At 72.9% G+C, this 18,549-nt stretch carries 17 protein-coding genes; 1 reads left to right on the top strand and 16 read right to left on the bottom strand.

The features are described from left to right. Positions 1-83: 83 nt before the first annotated feature. The 6 genes from NHH00_RS14680 to NHH00_RS14655 form a co-directional block, all read right to left on the bottom strand. Entirely contained in the window at positions 84-1,385 is a 1,302-nt protein-coding gene (locus NHH00_RS14680; protein WP_253053383.1) for an ABC transporter substrate-binding protein, read from the bottom strand. Between the two features lie 72 nt (positions 1,386-1,457). Continuing rightward, positions 1,458-2,513 carry a LacI family DNA-binding transcriptional regulator gene (locus NHH00_RS14675; RefSeq protein WP_253053381.1) on the bottom strand — a complete coding sequence of 352 codons (1,056 nt, stop codon included), beginning with the start codon at positions 2,511-2,513 and terminating at the stop codon, positions 1,458-1,460. Positions 2,514-2,810: 297 nt separating this feature from the next. Next, positions 2,811-4,088 carry an N-acetylglucosamine-6-phosphate deacetylase gene (locus NHH00_RS14670; RefSeq protein ID WP_253053379.1) on the bottom strand — a complete coding sequence of 426 codons (1,278 nt, stop codon included), beginning with the start codon at positions 4,086-4,088 and terminating at the stop codon, positions 2,811-2,813. 80 nt (positions 4,089-4,168) lie between these two features. Next, positions 4,169-4,690: a DUF1990 family protein gene (locus NHH00_RS14665; protein ID WP_253053378.1), complete on the bottom strand. Its 522-nt coding sequence runs from the start codon at positions 4,688-4,690 to the stop codon at positions 4,169-4,171. Beyond that, positions 4,687-5,736, bottom strand: coding sequence for a YndJ family protein (locus NHH00_RS14660; protein WP_253053376.1), 1,050 nt, complete (start codon positions 5,734-5,736; stop codon positions 4,687-4,689). The genes NHH00_RS14665 and NHH00_RS14660 overlap by 4 nt, the downstream gene beginning before the upstream one ends. Next, the gene (locus tag NHH00_RS14655; protein WP_253053374.1) at positions 5,733-6,464 is read right to left on the bottom strand and encodes a TetR/AcrR family transcriptional regulator; all 732 of its coding nucleotides are present in this window, start codon (positions 6,462-6,464) and stop codon (positions 5,733-5,735) included. The genes NHH00_RS14660 and NHH00_RS14655 overlap by 4 nt, the downstream gene beginning before the upstream one ends. A 186-nt stretch (positions 6,465-6,650) precedes the next feature. On the opposite strand from NHH00_RS14655, the gene NHH00_RS14650 reads away from it, so the two are divergent. Next, on the top strand, positions 6,651-10,031 hold the full coding sequence (locus NHH00_RS14650; RefSeq protein WP_253053373.1) for an MGH1-like glycoside hydrolase domain-containing protein: 3,381 nt from the start codon (positions 6,651-6,653) through the stop codon (positions 10,029-10,031). 99 nt (positions 10,032-10,130) lie between these two features. On the opposite strand, the gene nucS is transcribed toward NHH00_RS14650, so the two are convergent. The 10 genes from nucS to atpB form a co-directional block, all read right to left on the bottom strand. After that, positions 10,131-10,826: an endonuclease NucS gene (gene nucS, locus NHH00_RS14645; RefSeq protein ID WP_253053371.1), complete on the bottom strand. Its 696-nt coding sequence runs from the start codon at positions 10,824-10,826 to the stop codon at positions 10,131-10,133. Between the two features lie 64 nt (positions 10,827-10,890). Further along, complete coding sequence (locus tag NHH00_RS14640) at positions 10,891-11,307, bottom strand: DUF2550 domain-containing protein (protein WP_253053369.1); 417 nt, start codon at positions 11,305-11,307, stop codon at positions 10,891-10,893. A 13-nt stretch (positions 11,308-11,320) separates the two neighbouring features. Continuing rightward, on the bottom strand, positions 11,321-11,587 hold the full coding sequence (locus tag NHH00_RS14635; RefSeq protein WP_047232903.1) for a F0F1 ATP synthase subunit epsilon: 267 nt from the start codon (positions 11,585-11,587) through the stop codon (positions 11,321-11,323). Positions 11,588-11,720: 133 nt separating this feature from the next. Continuing rightward, a complete protein-coding gene (gene atpD, locus NHH00_RS14630; protein WP_253053367.1) occupies positions 11,721-13,202 on the bottom strand; it encodes a F0F1 ATP synthase subunit beta in 1,482 nt (493 codons plus the stop codon). Positions 13,203-13,293: 91 nt separating this feature from the next. Next, positions 13,294-14,190 (bottom strand): F0F1 ATP synthase subunit gamma, encoded by an 897-nt coding sequence (locus NHH00_RS14625; protein WP_253053365.1) that lies wholly within the window; start codon positions 14,188-14,190, stop codon positions 13,294-13,296. Positions 14,191-14,192: 2 nt separating this feature from the next. After that, the gene (gene atpA, locus NHH00_RS14620; protein WP_253053363.1) at positions 14,193-15,824 is read right to left on the bottom strand and encodes a F0F1 ATP synthase subunit alpha; all 1,632 of its coding nucleotides are present in this window, start codon (positions 15,822-15,824) and stop codon (positions 14,193-14,195) included. A 109-nt stretch (positions 15,825-15,933) separates the two neighbouring features. After that, positions 15,934-16,749: a F0F1 ATP synthase subunit delta gene (locus NHH00_RS14615; RefSeq protein WP_253053361.1), complete on the bottom strand. Its 816-nt coding sequence runs from the start codon at positions 16,747-16,749 to the stop codon at positions 15,934-15,936. Beyond that, positions 16,749-17,348, bottom strand: coding sequence for a F0F1 ATP synthase subunit B (locus NHH00_RS14610; RefSeq protein WP_253053359.1), 600 nt, complete (start codon positions 17,346-17,348; stop codon positions 16,749-16,751). The genes NHH00_RS14615 and NHH00_RS14610 overlap by 1 nt, the downstream gene beginning before the upstream one ends. Then, complete coding sequence (locus NHH00_RS14605) at positions 17,348-17,584, bottom strand: ATP synthase F0 subunit C (protein ID WP_047232897.1); 237 nt, start codon at positions 17,582-17,584, stop codon at positions 17,348-17,350. Before NHH00_RS14605 ends, NHH00_RS14610 begins: the two co-directional genes overlap by 1 nt. A 110-nt stretch (positions 17,585-17,694) precedes the next feature. Continuing rightward, entirely contained in the window at positions 17,695-18,489 is a 795-nt protein-coding gene (gene atpB, locus NHH00_RS14600) for a F0F1 ATP synthase subunit A (protein ID WP_253053357.1), read from the bottom strand. Between the last annotated feature and the right edge of the window lie 60 nt (positions 18,490-18,549).

Here is an 18,549-nt window from a genome sequence, read left to right as displayed (position 1 = left end):
AGGTCCTCGGGCGGTGCTCGGGTGGTGCCCGGGCGGCCGGCCGACGCAGGTGCCGGCCGGCCGCCCGGGACGGGCGGTTCCGCTCAGCTGTCGAGCAGGTCCGCCTTGCCGTCCACGTAGGCGGACTCGAGGCCGTCGAGCACCTCGGTCGGCGACTTCGACTGGTTGATGAGCGACTGGAGCTCGCTGACGATCACGTCGTAGTAGCCGGGCACGGGCCAGTCGGGGTAGAACGCGAGTCCGTCGTCGTCGAGGATCGCCTGGAAGTTCTCGGTGAGCTGCTGCGTGCGCTCGTCCGTGATGACGGACGCGTCACCGGCGACGGGCAGGCCGCCCTTCTCCGCGAGGATGTTCTGCACCTCGGGGCGCAGCGTGACGTCGATGAACTCCTCGGCGAGGTCGGGCGAGTCCGCGTTCGCGGGGACGACCCACAGGTTGCCGGACGAGCCGACCTGGAGCGTGTTGCCGGGGAAGTTGAACTGGCCCCAGTCGGCGTCCATCTCCTCGACGATGCGGCCGAACCACCACGAGCCGGAGACCATCATCGGGTACGTGCCGTTGATGAACGACACGCCCATGTCCTCGGCGGTCAGCGCGGCGGAGTCGGACGCGACGTAGCCGTCCTTGATCCAGGAGTCGAGCTTCTCGGTGGCCTGCGTCATCTCGGGACCGTGGAAGTCGGGGTCGCCGTCGAAGAGCTGGTACTGGTCGACGAAGTCGCGCTCGGAGTTCGCGAGCACGAGCTCGTACCAGAGCTGGCCCATCGGGTACTCGGCGCCGGCCTCGGCGAGCGGCGTCACGCCCTGGTCCTTGAAGGCCTGCATGACGCTCTCGAGCTCGTCGAGCGTCGTCGGCACCTCGAGCCCGTACTGGGCGAACATGTCCTTGTTGTAGTAGACCTGCACGAACTCGCCGTAGTTCGGGACGCCGTACCACTCGCCCGAGCCCATGAGGCCCTGGTCGTCGTAGGTCGCGGTCGTCTGGAGCGAGCCGCTGAGCTTCTCGTCCCAGCCGCGCTCGGTCGCCGCGTCGGTGAGCGGGGTCAGCAGGCCCTGCGCCGCGAGCTGGCCGGCGGTCGCGTTGCCCTTGTTGTACTCCATGACGTCGGGCACGTCGTCGCCGGTGAGGACGATCTTGGCGTTCTTCTGGATCTGCTCGAACGTCTGCTTCTCGACGACGACGTCGACGTCCGGGTTCTCCTCCTCGAAGATCTCGATCGCCTTGGCCCAGGCCTGGCCCATGGCCGAGTCCTCGTTCTCGTAGTGCCAGATCGTCAGGGTCTGGTCGTCGGACCCGCCGCTGCCGCCGGAGCCCCCGCACGCCGCGAGGGCGAGTGGGAGCGCTACCACGGCAGCGACGAGCGAGATCTTCCGGGATCGCAGCATGTGCGTGTCCTCCTCATCGAGTTCCGGCGCTGGAGCCGGAGGGTGACCGGGCCCGTGGCCCGGCCGGTCGGTTCAGCGAGCCTGGGGCTCGCGGTCGTCGTCGTCCGGCGCCCGGCGGGCCGCGGGGGCGACGCTGCTGCCGGGTTCGAGGACGCACGGGATGAGCACGTTCGGCGTGCTCGGACGGGAGCCGTCCACGAGGGACAGCAGCTTCTGCACGCCCAGGCGGCCGAGCTCGGCCCCGGGCGCGTGCATCGTGGTCAGCGGCGGGTTGCTCATCTCCCCGACGCCGGGCGACGTGACGATCGACAGGATCGACATGTCGCCGGGGATCGCGACGCCGCGCTGCTGCAGCTCGGCGACGACGCCGAACGTCGCGATCTCGTTCATGGTGACGAAGGCCGTCAGGCGGGGCTCGCGCCCCAGGAGCGTCGCGACCGCGTCGCGGCCCGCGCGCGGGGACTCGTCGACGCGCAGCGAGACCGGCTCGAGCCCGCGCCGACGCATCGCCGCCTCGAAGCCCTCCTCGGCCCGGAACGTGGGCGCGTAACCGTCGTCCGCCGTCGCCTGCGAGTGGTTCACGAGGGCGACGTGCCGGTGCCCGAGGTCCACGAGGTGCTGGACCGCGTCGTCCGTCGTGCGCTCGAAGTCGATGTCCACGGACGGCCGGTCCGTGACGTCGCGCGTGCGGCCGATCATCGTGTACGGCACCCCGGCCTCGTCGAGCACGTCGACGCGGGCGTCGTCGAGCGCGACCTCCATGAGCAGGACGCCGTCTGCCATCCCCTGGCGCACGAGGTCGCGGACCTCCGGGGCCTGGGTCGTGCGGAAGGGCCAGAGGACGAGGTGGTACCCGTTCTCGCGCGCCGTCTCCGCGGCGGACGAGACGAACTCGGCGACGGTGCCGCCCAGCCCCTTCTCCATCGCGGGGTAGATGAGCGCGAGCACGTGGCTGCGGCGCGACGCGAGCCCGCGGGCCATCGCGTTGGGCTGGTAGCCGAGCTCGGCCATGGCGTCCTCGATGCGGCGCCGTGTGGCGTCGGAGACGGGACGGGTCCCGGACAGCGCGTAGGAGACCGTGCTCAGCGAGACCTGCGCGCGTCGCGCCACGTCCTGCATCGTCGCCATCGTCACCACTCCCCTGTGGTCCGGTTCCGCGCCTCGGCCGTCGAAGCGCTTCGTCGAAACGCATCGTCGAAGCGCTTCGCTGTTACGAGTATTCGATGAACAAATGACGAGAGTCAAGCCCGAGGAGCAAGAACGCGCTCTCCGATTCCGGACGCACTCCCGACCTGCGACGACGCCGCACCCGATCTGCACGCCGACGACGCGCCGAACCCGGGGTCGCTCCTCACCGGACGGGCTGGGTGAGGAGCGACCCCGGGTTCGGCGGTGCAGTCGGGCGCGCGACGGCCGCGCAGGGGGTCAGAGTGCGAGGTCGACCGGGGCGGCGGCGCGCAGGACCTCGCGGACGCGCAGGTCGGCGTCCGTGACGACGACGTCGGCGCGGCGGCCCGCGACGAGGCCGCCGCGGTCGTCGAGGCCGAGCACGCCGGCCGGGGTCCAGGAGGCGGCGCGGACCGCGTCGACGAGCGGCACCCCGGCCTCGACCGTCTCGCGCACGACGTCGAGCAGGTGGTACGTGCCGCCCGCGATGGACCCGCCCTCGGTGAGCCGCGCGACGCCGTGCGCGACGGTCACGCGCATGGGTCCGAGCTCGTACGCGCCGTCGGCCATGCCCGCCGCGGCCATCGCGTCGGTGACGAGCGCGACGGCGTCCGGCCCCGCGACGGCGCCGTCGGCACCGACGTGCGACCCGACCAGCTCGACGACGCTGCGGATCGTGCCGTGCGCGAGGTGCGTGCCGTCGGCCACGAGCTCGACGACCAGCTCGCCCCGCGCGGCCGCCGCGAGGCACGCCGCGATGGGGCCGGGCTCACGGTGGTGCAGGGGGCGCATGCCGTTGAACAGGTGGGTCGCGGTCAGGCGCGCGCCGGGCCGCCCGGCGGCCGCGAGCGCCGCGACGCCGGCCGCGATCGCCGCCTCGGTCTGCTCGGTGCTCGCGTCGGTGTGCCCGATCGACGGGAGCGCCCCGACCTCGACGAGGGTCTCGATCACGCCCCCGGCGCCGACGACGCCCGGCACCTCGGGCGCGACCGTCATGGTGCGCAGGTAGCCGCGTGCGGCCGCGGCGATCGCCCGCACGAGCTCCGGGTCGCCCTCGAGCATGTCGTGCGGGTTCTGCGCGCCGCACCGCACCTCGGAGAGGAACGGGCCCTCGAGGTGGATGCCGACGATCTCGCCCGCGTCGGCGAGGTCCGCGAGGTTCGCCGTGCGCTCGAGCAGCACGTCGCGCGGCGCGGTGACGAGCGAGGCGACGAGGCTCGTCGTGCCGTGGCGCAGGTGCTCGCGCGCCGCGACGCGCGCCTCGTCGACGCTCGTCGCGTCCGGGAAGCTCGACCCGCCGCCGCCGTGGTCGTGCACGTCGACGAGGCCCGGGAGCAGCGTCGCGCCGTCGCCCGCGGGCAGGTTCGCGTACCCGGCGTCGGCGGCCTGCGCGCGAGTCCCGACCCACGCGACGCGCCCGTCCTCCAGGGCCACGACACCGTCCTCGAGCACCCCCGTCGGGGTGACGACGCGGCCCACGAGGACTCGTGCGGTGCCGGTCTGCTGGTCGGGACGAGGGCTGCGGGCGTCGGTCATGGCCCCATTCTGGCGCACTTCGTACACCCGGCGTGCAAACCCGCGCGGCCGTGGACGCGCACGGGTCGTGAGGCGAGACGTCAGCGGTCGCGCGCGGCGAGCAGCCGCCGTGCGCCGCGTCCGAGGTGCAGGGCGAAGAGCCGCTGGAACGTGGGCACGGCGAACGCGAGCGGGCGCACCCACCACAGCACCGGGCGGCTGAACACGTCGATGCTCCACCACAGGTCGCCCGCGTCGTCGCGCTCGACGGCGAAGCGCTCCTCCCCCACGAACGCGTGCCCGGGCAGGGTGCCGTACCCGAACGCGACCCGGCACGCGGACCGCTCGACCCACACGACCTCGCACGGTTCGTGCAGCCGCAGCCGCCCGACGCCGAGCAGCGTCGTCACGCGCGCACCGGGCTCGGCGACGGGCGCCGCGGTCTCGAGGCGCACGCGCGCCGCGGCGTGCACGCGCCACGTGAGGAGCTGCTCGCCGAGCCACGCGAGGTCGTCGGGCGTGCGCGGCCGGTCGGTGAGCCGACGGCGCACGTGCAGGTAGCGGTACCCCGCGGGCCGGTCGCCGGTCCGGGTCGCGCCGACCTCCGGGTACGTGAACGTCATGCCGCACTCCCCTCCGGGGCCCGCCCGGGCCCACGTGTCGTGTCCTGCCCTGCGTCGCGGTGCTCCTCGTCCGCGCTCTCCGCCCCGCGCGGGAGCGCCGGCCGGGCCGCGAGGACCCGCAGCCCGAGGAGGGTGCAGAGCACGAACCCGAGCGCGTTCGCGACGCCGTGCGTCGCCGCCATGACGTCGAGGCTCGGGTGCGCGAACCCGAGCGCCTCGCCCGCGGCCCACCAGAGCGCGAGCAGCATCGACAGCCCGACGACGACCGCACCCGTGCCGAGCAGCGCGCGGGCGCCCGCGGCGCTCCCCGCGCTCACGGAGCCGGTGGAGCGCGCACCGACGGTCCGGTGCGCGTCGTCCGGGCCGACGCCGCCGACCTGGCCGGCCGGACCGGCGGTCCGCGCGAGCGAGCGGACCGCCGCGACCGCGGTCGCCCACAGGGCGAGCGTGAGGACGCCCGCGCCGACGAGCTCGGCCGCGTCGCCGACGAGGTAGCCGACGAGCACGAGCGCCGTCCCGAGCGGTACGCCCCACGCGCCGACGACCGCGAGCCGGTCGGTGACCGCGAGACGCGCGACCGTGCCCGCGACGAGTGCCGCGCCGAACCCGGCGTAGAGCATGTGCGGGACCGTGAGCGCGAGATACGTCCCGGAGAACCCGAGGAGCCCCCACCCGGCGCGCTCGGCGACCAGCGCGCTCGCGCCGACCGCCGGCATGACCAGCGCGGTCGCGGTCGCCGCGCGCGAGGCGAGACCTGCCGCGGCGACCCGCCCGTCGCGCAGGTCGCGCGCCGTGCGCACCGCCAGACGCCCGCCGGCGCCGGCGAGCACGACGGTCGCCGTCGCGAGGACGAGCGCGAGGAGCACGGACGCGGTGCCGTGCGGCAGCACGAGGCTCACCGACCCGGCGACTCCCGCGAGCGGCCACGCCACGCTGCGCGGCGCCGGGACGACGTCGGGCCCCAGGAGCCGGAGGCCGAGCGGCAGGACCACGACCATGCCGAGGATCACCAGGCCCGAGACGAGGGCTGCGCCGGCGGGGCTCACGCGCCCGCCTCCGGCCCGTCCGCGCGCTCGCGGGCCGCATCGGCCGCAGCGGACGCCCCGGGCGCTCCCGGGTGGACCGCACGCACGAGGCGCAGGACGTCGTCGACCACCCCGCGCGCGACGGGCAGCCGCGCGAGCCGGACGAGGCTGCCGACGAGCGCCGCCCCGCCGTCGACGAGCCGGCGCGTGCGCGCGAACCCGGGCGAGGTGTCGTGGACCCAGAACAGGGTGATGCCGAGCTGGGCCAACCACAGCAGCTCGGGGAGCTGGGCGCGCAGCCGCTCGGGGACGCGCGTCGACGCCCCGGCGACGACCCGCTCGAACAGGTCGCGCGAGAGGTCGCGCGAGGCGGCGGAGGCCGCGGAGAAGGGGCTCGCGTCCGAGCCCGGGCGGATCGCGACGGACACGAACTCGCCGCCGAACGCGTGGAAGGGGGCGAACGCGTCGACCGACGCTCCCCAGACGCCGCGCAGCCGCTCGGCGAGCGAGCCGCCCGCGGCGAGCACGGGCGCGGCGCGCTCGGCGTGCTCGCGCTGCACCTCGAGGTAGAGCTCCTGGACGAGCGCGTCCTTGGACGGGAAGTGGTAGTAGGCGTTCCCGGTGCTCACCCCCGCCGCGGCGGCGACGGCGCGCATGGTCGTGCGCTCGTACCCGACGTCGCGCAGCATCCGGACCGCGACGTCGCGCAGGTGGGCGCGCGTCCGCTCGGACTTCGGCGTCGCGCTCATGCGACGAGGCCACTTTTGAACATGTTCAAAAACTACCACGTGGGACATCCGGTCGGCGCGAGGGGTCAGCACCGGCGGGGGCTGTTGTTTTCTGTTCGCTCTTGTGGGAATCTGTGGCCGACAGCGCAGTCACGTCCCCGTGCCCTGGAGCGCGCGGGACCCGCTCTTCGACGACGAAGGACACGCATGCGACGACCACGCTCGACGGGCGCCCTGGCGCTCGCCTCCGGCCTCCTGGCCCTGGCCCTCGCGGCCCCGGCGGTCGCGGCGACGCCGCCGGTCCCCGCGTCAGCCCCGCCCACGTCCCCGGGCGCCACGACCGACGACCCGACCACGCCCCTCGACCGGCCCGAGGTCGGGCCGGGGACCTCGTTCGTCGACGTCCGCGAGAAGCTCGACGGCTACGCCGACCCCGACTGGTACGCAGCCAACGTCCCCGTCGTGGACCTCCCCGACGCGGACGCCGAGGCGGTCTACTACTACCGCTGGCGCGTGCTCAAGGAGCACCTGCGCTACACCGAGCCCGGCACGGGCTGGGTGCTCACGGAGTTCCTCGACTGCTGCGGCTACGCCGCGCCGTACCAGGCCATCAACGCCGCGGCGGGCCACCAGCTCGCCGAGGGCCGGTGGCTGCGCGACCAGCGCTACCTGGACGACTACGAGGACTACTGGCTCACCGGCCCCGGCCAGATCGAGCCCGCGCAGAACCCCGAGGCCGCCGACTGGGCGCACCAGTACTCGTTCTGGGCCGTGACCGCGATCGTCGAGCGCGCGAAGGTCACCGGGAACCTCGACCGCCTGCGCGCGCTCCAGCCCGAGCTGGAGACCTTCGTCGAGGACTGGGGGAACCAGTTCGACGCCGACCTCGGGCTCTACTGGCAGACGCCCGAGTACGACGCCAAGGAGAGCTCGCCCGCGTCGTACGCGACCGACCGCGACTACGCGGGCCGCCACACGTTCCGGCCGTCGATCAACGCCTACCTCTACGGCGACATGCTCGCGCTCGCCGAGGTCGCGACGCTCAACGGCGACGAGGCGACCGCGACCGAGTACCGCGACCGCGCCGCCGCGCTGCGCGAGGCCGTGGACACCTACCTCTGGGACGACGAGCGCGCGTTCTACTACGACGTCGTGGACTGGGAGAACCCGGACCACGAGCGGCTGCGCGACCGGCTCGACGTCGGGTTCGTCCCGTGGAAGTTCGGCCTCGCCTCGCCCGAGCAGGCCGTCGCCCTCGACCAGCTCCTCGACCCGCAGGGGTTCGCGGCGCCGTACGGCCCGACGGTGACCGAGCGCCGCTCCCCCGACTTCTGGCGCTCGGCCGACCAGGGCTGCTGCAAGTGGGACGGGCCGTCGTGGCCGTTCTCGACGTCGCTCACGCTCGACGGCGTCGCGACCGCGCTGCGCGACGACGCCGCGGGCGACCTCACGCGCGCGGACTACCTCGACCTGTTCGACACCTACGTGCGCACGCAGTTCCGCGACGGCGAGCCGTACGTCGCCGAGGCGCACCACCCCGACGAGGACCGCTGGATCTACGACGGGAACAACCACTCCGAGGACTACCTGCACTCCAGCTACGTGGACCTCGTGCTCCAGGACCTCCTCGGCCTCCAGCCGCAGTCCGACGACTCGCTCGTGCTCGACCCGCTCGTGCCGGCCGACTGGGACTGGTTCGCCGCGGAGAACGTGCCGTACCACGGGCGGAACGTCACGGTCCTGTTCGACCGCGACGGCTCGCGCTACGGGGCGGGCTCCGGCCTGCGCGTCTACGTGGACGGCGAGCAGGTGCTGCGCGCGGACGCCGACGCGCTCTCCGAGGGCGCCGACCCGGTCGAGGTGCCGGTGCCGAGCGGCGAGCCGCAGCGTCTCCCCCACGCCGTCAACACGTCGGCGAACCCGCTCCGGAACGCCTACCCGCGCCCCGTCGCGTCGTACACGTGGCGGTACGACGACGCGTGGCGGGTCCTCGACGGCAAGGTCTGGTACGACGAGGTGCCGCAGAACACGCGCTGGTCCAACTACTCCTCGCCGAACGCCCGCGACTGGCTGGGCGTCGAGTTCGCCGAGCCGACGACGATCGGCGACGTCCGTTTCCACGGCTACCAGGACGCCGACGCCGTCCAGCCCGCCGTCGGCTACGAGCTCGAGTACTGGGACGGCGCGGCCTGGCAGGTCGTCCCCGACCAGACACGCGTGCCCGAGCAGCCCGTCGGCAACGGCCTGAACCGCATCACGTTCCCGCCGCTCGAGACGACGAGCTACCGCGTCACGTTCGACGCCGCGCCCGGGAAGTCCGTCGGGGTGACCGAGCTCGAGTCGTGGAGCCCCGTGTCACGGGCCGTCTCCGCGCGCGTCGAGGCCGCGGAGCCCGCCGTCGGGCGCGCCGCGCGCGTCGACGTGACCGTGTCGACGCGCGCGGACGCCGTCGCCGACGTCGAGGTCGCGCCCGACCTCCCGGCCGGCTGGACGGCCGTCGCCGTGGGCGAGGCGGGCCCGGTCGACCTCGGGGCGTGGGACCGCGCGACCCGGTCGTGGGACGTCACGCCCGGGTCCGACGCCGTCCCCGGCAGCGAGGCGCGGATCGGCGCCGTCGTGCGCTGGGGCGGGTCGAGCGCTCCCGAGGAGGCGCGCGCGACCACGACCACCCGGCTCGCGTTCGACCCGGCCTGGTACGGCGACGTCGTGCTGCACGACGACTTCGACGCCGACACCACGGCGGACTACGCGACCCTGCAGCCCTCCGGCGAGGCGCTGCCCGCCGTCGCGGCCGGGGACGGGGTGCTCGCCGCGACCGGCGACGCGCGCTACTGGGGGCTGTACGGCCACCGCACGGCCCGCGCGACGCCGTCGTCCGTGGTGGTCGCCGAGATCGGCGCGTTCTCCGGCGCGGGGACGCAGGAGGACTCGCTGTTCCTCGGTCTCGCCGCCGCGGACCGCACCTACGCGCTCGCCTGGTTCAACCACACGAACGTCGCGTCCGGCCTCGACTACGTCGGGGGCGCGGACGGGTCGTCGCCGTACTTCGGCATCCGGGGCTACGGCCCCGGCGACCGGATCGCGCTCCAGGTGAACGGCGCGCGCGTCGACGTGTTCGCCGAGGAGGACGGCGCGTGGGCCTGGTACGGCGGCACGACGACCGGCGGCGCGCTCGACACGTCCGACCCCGACGTGCTCGCCGGGCTCCTGCCGACGATCGGCTTCCGGGCCGACCGTGGGACGGTGAGCATCGCGTCGTTCGAGGTGCGCTCCCGGTCCGCCGCGACGCCCGCGCCCGAGGTCGACGTCACCGCCGTCCCGCGCTGCCTCGCCGGCACGGCCTACGTCGCGGTCCGGGCGGCGTACGTCGGCACGGGCGGCGCCGGGGCGGGCGACGCGGTGGACGTCGAGCTCGTCACGCCGTTCGGGACGCGCACGGTCACGGGCGTCGCGCCAGGTGCCAACGCCTACCAGTCGTTCTCGGCGCGCGCCGCGTCGCTCGCGGCGGGCACGGCGACGGTCCGCGTGACCGACGCCGCAGGGACGGTCACCGAGCACACGGCGCCGTTCGGGGCCGTCACCTGCTGACCGCAGGGCCGATCCCACGGCCCTGACTCGTCGACCAGGCGGTCGTGGCTCGTCCTCGCTGCGGGACGAGCCACGACCGCCTGCTCGGCGAGTCGCGCGTCAGAAGAGGCGGGAGTCCACGTCGTCGACGCCGCGCATCGCGTCGTAGTCGAGGACGAGGCAGCCGATCCCCCGGTCCGTCGCGAGCACGCGCGCCTGGGGCTTGATCTCCTGCGCGGCGAACACGCCGCGCACGGGCGCGAGCAGCGGGTCGCGGTTGAGGAGCTCGAGGTACCGCGTGAGCTGCTCGACGCCGTCGATGTCGCCCCGGCGCTTGATCTCGACCGCGACGGTCGCCCCGGTCGCGTCCTTGGCGAGGATGTCCACCGGGCCGATCGCGGTCGGGTACTCCCGGCGGACGAGCGTGTGGCCCGACCCGAGCAGCTCGATCTGCGCGGCGAGCATCTCCTGCAGGTGCGCCTCGACGCCGTCCTTGACCAGCCCCGGGTCGATGCCGAGCTCGTGAGAGCTGTCGTGCTGGACCTCGTGGAGCTCGATCTCGAGGCGGTCGTCGCTCTTCGCGTGCTGCACGGCCCAGACCTCGGTCACGCCGCGCTCGCGCGCCTCCTCGGACGGCTCGCGCACCGCGAGCGAGCACGGCGGGCTCATCCAGTTGAGCGGCTTGTACGACCCGCCGTCGGAGTGCAGCAGCACGCTCCCGTCGGCCTTGACGATGAGCACGCGTGTCGCGAGCGGCAGGTGCGCCGAGAGACGGCCGGTGTAGCGGGCGGAGCAGCGGGCGACGACGAGACGCATGAGGCAGGTCCTCCGGGTCGGTGGTGGGCGGTCCGGGTCGCGGCGTCAGCCCACGGGCGACGCCTCAGACGACGACGTCGCGGCGGCCGGGCGGCGCGGCCTCCAGCCAGGAGGCCAGCCCCTCGTACGCGGCGCGCGACATCGTGAGCTCGAAGTCCTGACCGTGGTACCGGCACCGGACGAGGTAGGTGTCGGGCCCGTCGCCGGCGAACGGCTCGCGGCCCGCGATGACGAGGTCGTAGCGGGACCACGTCCGGGCGGGGCGGATCGACACCGACCACAGCCGCCACCAGTCGATGCGGCCGACGCCGTAGTGCGCGATGCCCGCGACCCAGGGCGCACCGGCCGCACCCGCGCGCCGCGCCCCGCACTCGAACGAGCCGACGCGGTGGGACAGGGCGCGCAGACGCCACGCCCCCAGCCCGATCGCGAGAAGGACGAGGACGAGCAGTCCGATCGCGAGCCAGGCCAGGGGCGTCATGGTCGTGCGAAGGTCAGCGGGCCGGTACGGACTCGACCGAGTCCGCGACGATCGTGACCTGGTTCGAGTCGACGGAGAGGAACCCTCCGGAGACGCGCACGTCGAGGGTCTCGCCCTCGGCCACGATGCGCACCGACCCCTCGCGCAGCACGGAGAGCAGCGGCGAGTGGTCCGCGAGGATGCCGATCTCACCGTCCGCCGCGGGGGCCGTGACCCGCTGTGCGCGGCCCGACCAGATCTTGCGGTCCGCCGCCACGAGGTCGACGTTCAGCTGTGCCACGGGAACTCCTTCATGGGCGGTTCATGCCCGGTGTGGTGTCCGGGACGACGCCCGGCCCGCGTGCCGCGGTCCGGGTCCGGGTGCGACGCCCGCGGGGCCGGACCGACCGGCCCGGCCCCGCGCGTGCGTCGGATCAGGCGCCGTACTCCTGCTGGATGCGCGCCCAGTTGCGCTCGAGGTCCTCGAGGCCACCGATGTTGTAGAAGGCCTGCTCGGCGATGTGGTCGAACTCGCCGTCCGCGATCTTCTTGAACGCCTCGATGGTCTCGCTCAGCGGCACGGTCGAGCCCGCGACGCCGGTGAACTTCTCGGCCATGTAGGTGTTCTGGGAGAGGAACTGCTGGATGCGGCGCGCACGCGCGACGACCGTCTTGTCCTCCTCCGAGAGCTCGTCCACGCCGAGGATCGCGATGATGTCCTGGAGCTCCTTGTTGCGCTGCAGGATCGACTTCACGCGCGTCGCGACGTCGTAGTGCTCCTGGCCCACGTAGCGCGGGTCGAGGATGCGGCTCGTCGACGCGAGCGGGTCCACGGCCGGGTACAGACCACGCGAGGCGATCTCACGCGAGAGCTCGGTCGTCGCGTCGAGGTGCGCGAACGTCGTCGCCGGCGCCGGGTCGGTGTAGTCGTCCGCCGGGACGTAGATCGCCTGGAGCGACGTGATCGAGTGACCACGCGTCGAGGTGATGCGCTCCTGGAGCAGACCCATCTCGTCCGCGAGGTTCGGCTGGTAGCCCACCGCGGAGGGCATGCGCCCGAGCAGCGTCGACACCTCGGAACCCGCCTGCGTGAAGCGGAAGATGTTGTCGATGAACAGCAGCACGTCCTGCTTCTTCACGTCGCGGAAGTACTCCGCCATCGTCAGCGCGGAGAGCGCGACGCGAAGACGCGTGCCCGGCGGCTCGTCCATCTGGCCGAAGACGAGGGCGGTCTTGTCGAAGACGCCCGCGTCCTCCATCTCGTGGATGAGGTCGTTGCCCTCACGCGTGCGCTCGCCGACGCCGGCGAACACCGAGACACCGCCGTGGTCCTGGGCGACGCGCTGGATCATCTCCTGGATGAGGACCGTCTTGCCGACGCCCGCACCGCCGAAGAGGCCGATCTTCCCACCCTGGACGTAGGGGGTCAGCAGGTCGATGACCTTGATGCCCGTCTCGAACATCGTGGTCTTCGACTCGAGCTGGTCGAACGCCGGGGGCTTGCGGTGGATCGGCCAGCGCTCGGTGATCTCGACCGTCTCGCCCGGAGCGGCGTTGAGCACGTCGCCCGTCACGTTGAAGACCTTGCCCTTGGTGACGTCGCCGACGGGGACGCTGATCGGCGCGCCCGTGTCCGTCACCTGGGCGCCGCGGACGAGGCCGTCGGTCGGCTTGAGGGCGATCGCGCGGATGAGCGAGTCGCCCAGGTGCTGGGCGACCTCGAGCGTGAGCGTGAAGGACTTCTCGCCCTCGCCCTGCGACGAGAGGTCGATCTCGACGGTCAGCGCGTTGTAGATGTCGGGGATGGCGTCCGCCGGGAACTCGATGTCCACGACGGGGCCGATCACACGAGCGACTCGGCCCACGCCGGGACCGCTGGAGTGCTCGACCTGTGCTTCCACGGTGGTGGCGGTCATTGCTGGCCTCGCTTCGCAGTGCCGGAGTGGTCCCCGGCGGTGTCGGTCAGGTTGTCGATGATGGTGCTGGCCGCGCGGGCCGTGCGGCCCGTCATGACGCCGCCAGGGCGTCGGCACCCGAGACGATCTCGCTGATCTCCTGGGTGATGTCCGCCTGACGCGCCTGGTTCGCCAGCCGCGTGTAGTTGCGGATGAGGTCCTCCGCGTTGTCCGTCGCCGTGTGCATCGCCCGCTGACGTGCCGCGAGCTCGGACGCCGCCGCCTCGAGGAGGCAGCTGAAGATCCGGCTGCGCACGTAGCGCGGGAGCAGCGCGTCGAGCACGGCCTCGGGCGAGGGCTCGAAGTCGTACAGCGGGAGCACGTCGTGCTTGCCCGCCGGGGCGACGCCCTCGACGACCTCGAGCGGGAGCATCCGCACGACGCGCGGGCGCTGCGTGACCATGTTGACGAACTGCGTGTAGACGATGTGCAGCTCGCTCACGCCACCCTCGGCGGCCGGGGCGAGGAACGCGCCCAGCAGGGCGTCCGCGATCTCCCCCGCGACCTCCGAGTTCGGCGCGTCCGACCCGTACGACCACGAGCCGGCGAGCTCGCGCCCGCGGAACGTGTAGTACGAGATGGCACGACGTCCGGCCGCGTAGAGCGCGACCTCCTTGCCCTCGGCCACGAGCCGCTCGACGAGGCGCTCCGTCTCGCGGATGATCGACGCCGAGTAGGCGCCGGCCATGCCGCGGTCGGACGCGACGACGAGCACCGCCACGCGGTTGGTGTCCGTGCGCTCGCTGGTCAGCGGGTGCTTCGTCGACGTGTGCGTCGCGACGGCCGAGACCGCCCGGGTGATCGCCCGGGCGTACGGCGACGCGGCGGCCGTGCGGTCGCGCGCCTTGCCGATGCGCGACGCAGCGATGAGCTCCTGCGCGCGGAACATCTTCTTGAGCGACTGCGTCGACTTGATCCGCTGCTTGTAGACGCGCTGGGATCCGGCCATGCTCAGGCCCTCTTCTGCCGGACGATCTGCTCCTGCTCGATCTCCGTCTCGGCCTCGTCCTCGGTGTCGCCGCCGACGAGCGGCGAGCCGTCACCCTTGAGGAAGCCGGAGCGGAACGCGTCGACCGCCGCGGCGAGCTGCGACTCGGTCTCGTCCTCGAGCTTGCCGGACTCGGCGATCGTCGAGAGGACGTCCGTGTTGCGGCGCAGGTGGTCGAGCAGCTCGGACTCGAAGCGACGCACGTCCTCGACCGGGACGTCGTCGATCTTGCCCTTGGTGCCGGCCCAGATGGACGCGACCTGCTCCTCGACCGGGAACGGCGAGTACTGGCCCTGCTTGAGCAGCTCCATGAGGACCGCGCCGCGCTGCAGCTGGCCGCGCGAGGCCGCGTCGAGGTCGGACGCGAACATGGCGAACGCCTCGAGCGCACGGTACTGGGCGAGCTCGAGCTTCAGCGTGCCCGAGACCTTCTTCATCGCCTTGACCTGCGCGTCACCACCGACGCGCGACACCGAGATGCCGACGTCGACGGCGGGGCGCTGGTCCGCGTTGAACAGGTCGGACTGGAGGAAGATCTGGCCGTCCGTGATGGAGATGACGTTCGTCGGGATGTACGCCGACACGTCGTTCGCCTTGGTCTCGATGACCGGCAGGCCCGTCATCGAGCCGGCGCCGAGCTCGTCGGAGAGCTTCGCGCAACGCTCGAGGAGGCGGGAGTGCAGGTAGAAGACGTCACCCGGGTACGCCTCGCGGCCCGGCGGGCGACGCAGCAGCAGCGACACCGCACGGTAGGCCTCGGCCTGCTTCGACAGGTCGTCGAACACGATGAGGACGTGCTTGCCGCCGTACATCCAGTGCTGGCCGATGGCCGAGCCGGTGTAGGGGGCGAGGTACTTGAAGCCCGCGGGGTCCGAGGCGGGAGCCGCGACGATCGTCGTGTACTCGAGCGCGCCGGCGTCCTCGAGCGCGCCGCGGACGGACGCGATGGTCGAGCCCTTCTGGCCGATCGCGACGTAGATGCAGCGGACCTGCTTGGTCGGGTCGCCCGACTCCCAGTTCGCCTTCTGGTTGATGATCGTGTCGATCGCGATCGCCGTCTTGCCCGTCTGGCGGTCGCCGATGATCAGCTGGCGCTGACCACGGCCGATCGGGATCATCGAGTCGATCGCCTTGAGACCGGTCTGGAGGGGCTCGTGGACCGACTTGCGGGCCATGACGCCGGGCGCCTGGAGCTCCAGGGCGCGGCGGCCCTCGGTCGCGACCTCGCCGAGGCCGTCGATCGGGTTGCCCAGCGGGTCGACGACGCGGCCGAGGTAGCCGTCGCCGACGGGGACCGAGAGGACCTCGCCCGTGCGACGGACCTCCTGCCCCTCCTCGATGCCGGTGAACTCGCCGAGCACGACGACACCGATCTCGCGGACGTCGAGGTTGAGGGCGAGACCGAGGGTCCCGTCCTCGAAGCGCAGCAGCTCGTTGGCCATCGCGCCCGGGAGACCCTCGACCTGGGCGATGCCGTCGGCGGCCAGGGTGACCCGGCCCACCTCCTCGGACACGGCGCCCTCGGGCTCGTAGGACTTCACGAAGCTGTCCAGAGCGGCCCGGATCTCCTCCGGCCGGATCGTCAGCTCAGCCATTGCTCTTCTCCTGTCGTGGCCGCACCTCGTGGTTCGGGTGCGGTCGAACGTTTGTCGGTTGTGCGGCCGGTGGCCGGCAGGACGGTCGTCGGTCGGAAGGGTCGGCTCGTCAGCTCACGAGACGTCGGCGCGCGTCGGCGAGCCGGGAGAGCACGGTGGAGTCCACGACGTCGGCGCCCACCTGGACGCGGAGCCCGCCGAGCACGGCCGGGTCCACCGTCACGTTGAGCTGCACCGCGCGGCCGTAGGCCCGCTCGAGCAGCGTCGCGAGACGGTCGAGCTGGACCTGCGTGAGCACCGTGGCCGACGTGACCGAGGCGACGAGACGCTGCCGGCGCTCGGCCGCGATCTCCCCGATCCAGCCCAGCGTCGGGACGAACCGGCGACCGCGCAGCGCGCGCGTCGCGTGGACCGCGAGCACCTCGGTGACCGTGTCGACCTTGCCGTCGAGCAGCGCGTGCAGGAACGCGGCGCGACGCTCGGGGTCGGTCGTGTCGTCGGAGAGGACCTGTCGCGCCTCGCGCTGCCCGACGAGCGCGCGCGACGTCCGGAACAGCTCGTCCTCGACCTTCTCCAGAGCACCGCGGGCCTCGGCCGACGCGAGGACCGCGTCCAGGCCCAGGCGCTCGGTCGCGTCCGCGAGGTCACCCTCGCGGGTCCAGCGCGACCGGACGAGACCGGCCACGAGGTCCACGACCCGCTCGTCGAAGCCCGACGCGAGGACGGCGGTCACGAGGGCCGCCTTGTCCGCGCCGGACCGCGACGGGTCCGCGAGCGAGCGCCGCAGCGGCGCGGACTCGTCGAACGCCGCGGTGACCGCGAAGAGCTGCTCGCCCAGCGCCAGCGCGCCCTCGCCCGCCGAGCGCAGGACCGGCTCGAACCGGTCCCGCGCCTGCGTCAGGGACTCGCCGCTCGTTCCGCGCATCAGCGCTCCTCGGAGGCCGTGCCCGCCGCGCTCGCCGCCGCGGGACCCGCGGCCTCGAGCTCGTCGAGGAAGCGGTCGACGACGCGGCTCTGGCGCGCCGAGTCGGCGAGCGACTCGCCGACGATCTTCGAGGCGAGCTCCGTCGCGAGCAGACCGACGTCGTTGCGCAGCGAGACCGCGGCCTGCTGGCGCTCGGCCTCGATCTGGCGGTGCGCCGTCTCGACGATGCGCGCGGCGTCGTCCGACGCCTTCGCCCGCAGGTCCGAGACGATGGCCGTGCCCTCGGCACGCGCCTCCTCGCGGATCTTCGCCGCCTCCGTGCGCGCCTCCTGGAGCTGCTGGTGGTACTCCGCCAGCGCCGCCGCGGCCTCCGCCTGGGCGGACTCCGCCTTGGCGAGGCCACCCTCGATCTTCGCGGTGCGCTCGTCGAGCACCGCCTGGAACTTGGGCAGGACGGCCTTGTAGAAGACGATCGCGATGACGACGAGGACGACCGCCGACCAGAGCAGGTCGTAGCCGGCCGGCAGGAAGAGGTCGATCCCCTCCGGCTCCTCCGTCTGCGCCACCAGCGAACCGGCGGCGCTCGTCAGCGCCGACATCACGCCGCGGGGAAGAGGAAGCCGGCGACGAGACCCAGCAGGGCGAGGAGCTCGACGAACGCGACACCGAGGAACATGGTGGCGCGGAGCTGGCCGGCGACCTCAGGCTGGCGGGCGATGCCCTCGATGGTCTTGCCGATGAGGATACCGAGGCCGATGCCCGGGCCGATCGCGGCGAGGCCGTAGCCGACCGAGTTGAGGTTACCGGTGACCTCGGCGAGGGTGGTGACGTCCACGATGGGTGTTCCTTCCGTTGGGCGCCGGCCCTGGGTGGTCCGGCGTCGCGTGGGTTGATGCGTCTGGAGCGAGCTGGTGGTGCGAGCGGCGAGGCGCGCCGACCGTCAGGTCAGTGCTCTTCCTCGAGCGACATGTTGATGTAGACCGCGGCGAGCAGGGCGAAGATGTACGCCTGCAGCGCGGCGACCAGGATCTCGAAGAGCGTGAAGGCGAAGCCGCCGGCCAGGCTGAGGACCCCGAGCGCCTTCATCGCGGGAGCCGCCTCGAAGAAGAAGTACTGCGTGGCCGCGAAGCACAGGACGAGCATGATGTGCCCGGCGACCATGTTGGCGACGAGACGGATGGCCAGCGAGGCCGGCCGGATGATGAGGATCTGGAGCAGCTCGATCGGCGTGACGATCAGGTAGATCGGCGCCGGGATCCCCGGGGGGAAGAGGTTGCTCTTGAGGTAGCCGCCGAGGCCGTGCTTCTTGATGCCGACGTACCAGTAGGTCACGAAGACCCAGAGGGCGAGGAGCAGCGGGATGCCGATCCGGGCGGTGCCGGCCATGTTGAGGCCGGTGATGATGCCCGTGATGTTGAACGCGAGGATCGCGCAGAAGATCGTCGTGATCATGGGCACGAAGCGCTTCGCGTTCTCCTTGCCCATGATCTCCTCGACGACCTGCACGCGCACGAAGTCGAGGATCATCTCGATGGCGTTCTGGAACCGGCCGGGGACGAGCTTCGCGCGGCGCGCCGCGATGACGAAGATCGACAGCAGGACGATCGTCGCGACGACGCGGACGATCCAGATGCGGTCGATCTGGAAGATCGTGCCCTCGAAGAGGATGGCCGGCGGGAAGAAGTCGGCGATCGACGGCGCGTGGAAGCCACCTTCGCTCTCGGAAGCAGCGAGGAGCACGGGGGTCGCAAGCGTGGACAGGGTGGACTCCCAATGGTCGTGTGGTCCGGGCAGCCGTCA

It is taken from the genome of Cellulosimicrobium cellulans (genome assembly GCF_024124905.1).
GTDB lineage: Bacteria > Actinomycetota > Actinomycetes > Actinomycetales > Cellulomonadaceae > Cellulosimicrobium > Cellulosimicrobium cellulans_G.
Note: the sequence above shows the minus strand (reverse complement) of the source record. Positions and strands in the feature narration are given on the sequence as shown.

What these genes read in the sequence shown, in the direction of transcription:
- NHH00_RS14625 (WP_253053365.1), bottom strand. Translation starts at nt 14,190, where the DNA reads ATGGCCGGATCCCAGCGCGTCTACAAGCAGCGGATCAAGTCGACGCAG.
- NHH00_RS14680 (WP_253053383.1), bottom strand. Translation starts at nt 1,385, where the DNA reads ATGCTGCGATCCCGGAAGATCTCGCTCGTCGCTGCCGTGGTAGCGCTC.
- atpA (WP_253053363.1), bottom strand. Translation starts at nt 15,824, where the DNA reads ATGGCTGAGCTGACGATCCGGCCGGAGGAGATCCGGGCCGCTCTGGAC.
- NHH00_RS14665 (WP_253053378.1), bottom strand. Translation starts at nt 4,690, where the DNA reads ATGACGTTCACGTACCCGGAGGTCGGCGCGACCCGGACCGGCGACCGG.
- NHH00_RS14675 (WP_253053381.1), bottom strand. Translation starts at nt 2,513, where the DNA reads ATGGCGACGATGCAGGACGTGGCGCGACGCGCGCAGGTCTCGCTGAGC.
- NHH00_RS14610 (WP_253053359.1), bottom strand. Translation starts at nt 17,348, where the DNA reads ATGTCGGCGCTGACGAGCGCCGCCGGTTCGCTGGTGGCGCAGACGGAG.
- NHH00_RS14615 (WP_253053361.1), bottom strand. Translation starts at nt 16,749, where the DNA reads ATGCGCGGAACGAGCGGCGAGTCCCTGACGCAGGCGCGGGACCGGTTC.
- atpD (WP_253053367.1), bottom strand. Translation starts at nt 13,202, where the DNA reads ATGACCGCCACCACCGTGGAAGCACAGGTCGAGCACTCCAGCGGTCCC.
- NHH00_RS14670 (WP_253053379.1), bottom strand. Translation starts at nt 4,088, where the DNA reads ATGACCGACGCCCGCAGCCCTCGTCCCGACCAGCAGACCGGCACCGCA.
- NHH00_RS14655 (WP_253053374.1), bottom strand. Translation starts at nt 6,464, where the DNA reads ATGAGCGCGACGCCGAAGTCCGAGCGGACGCGCGCCCACCTGCGCGAC.
- NHH00_RS14640 (WP_253053369.1), bottom strand. Translation starts at nt 11,307, where the DNA reads ATGACGCCCCTGGCCTGGCTCGCGATCGGACTGCTCGTCCTCGTCCTT.
- nucS (WP_253053371.1), bottom strand. Translation starts at nt 10,826, where the DNA reads ATGCGTCTCGTCGTCGCCCGCTGCTCCGCCCGCTACACCGGCCGTCTC.
- NHH00_RS14650 (WP_253053373.1), top strand. Translation starts at nt 6,651, where the DNA reads ATGCGACGACCACGCTCGACGGGCGCCCTGGCGCTCGCCTCCGGCCTC.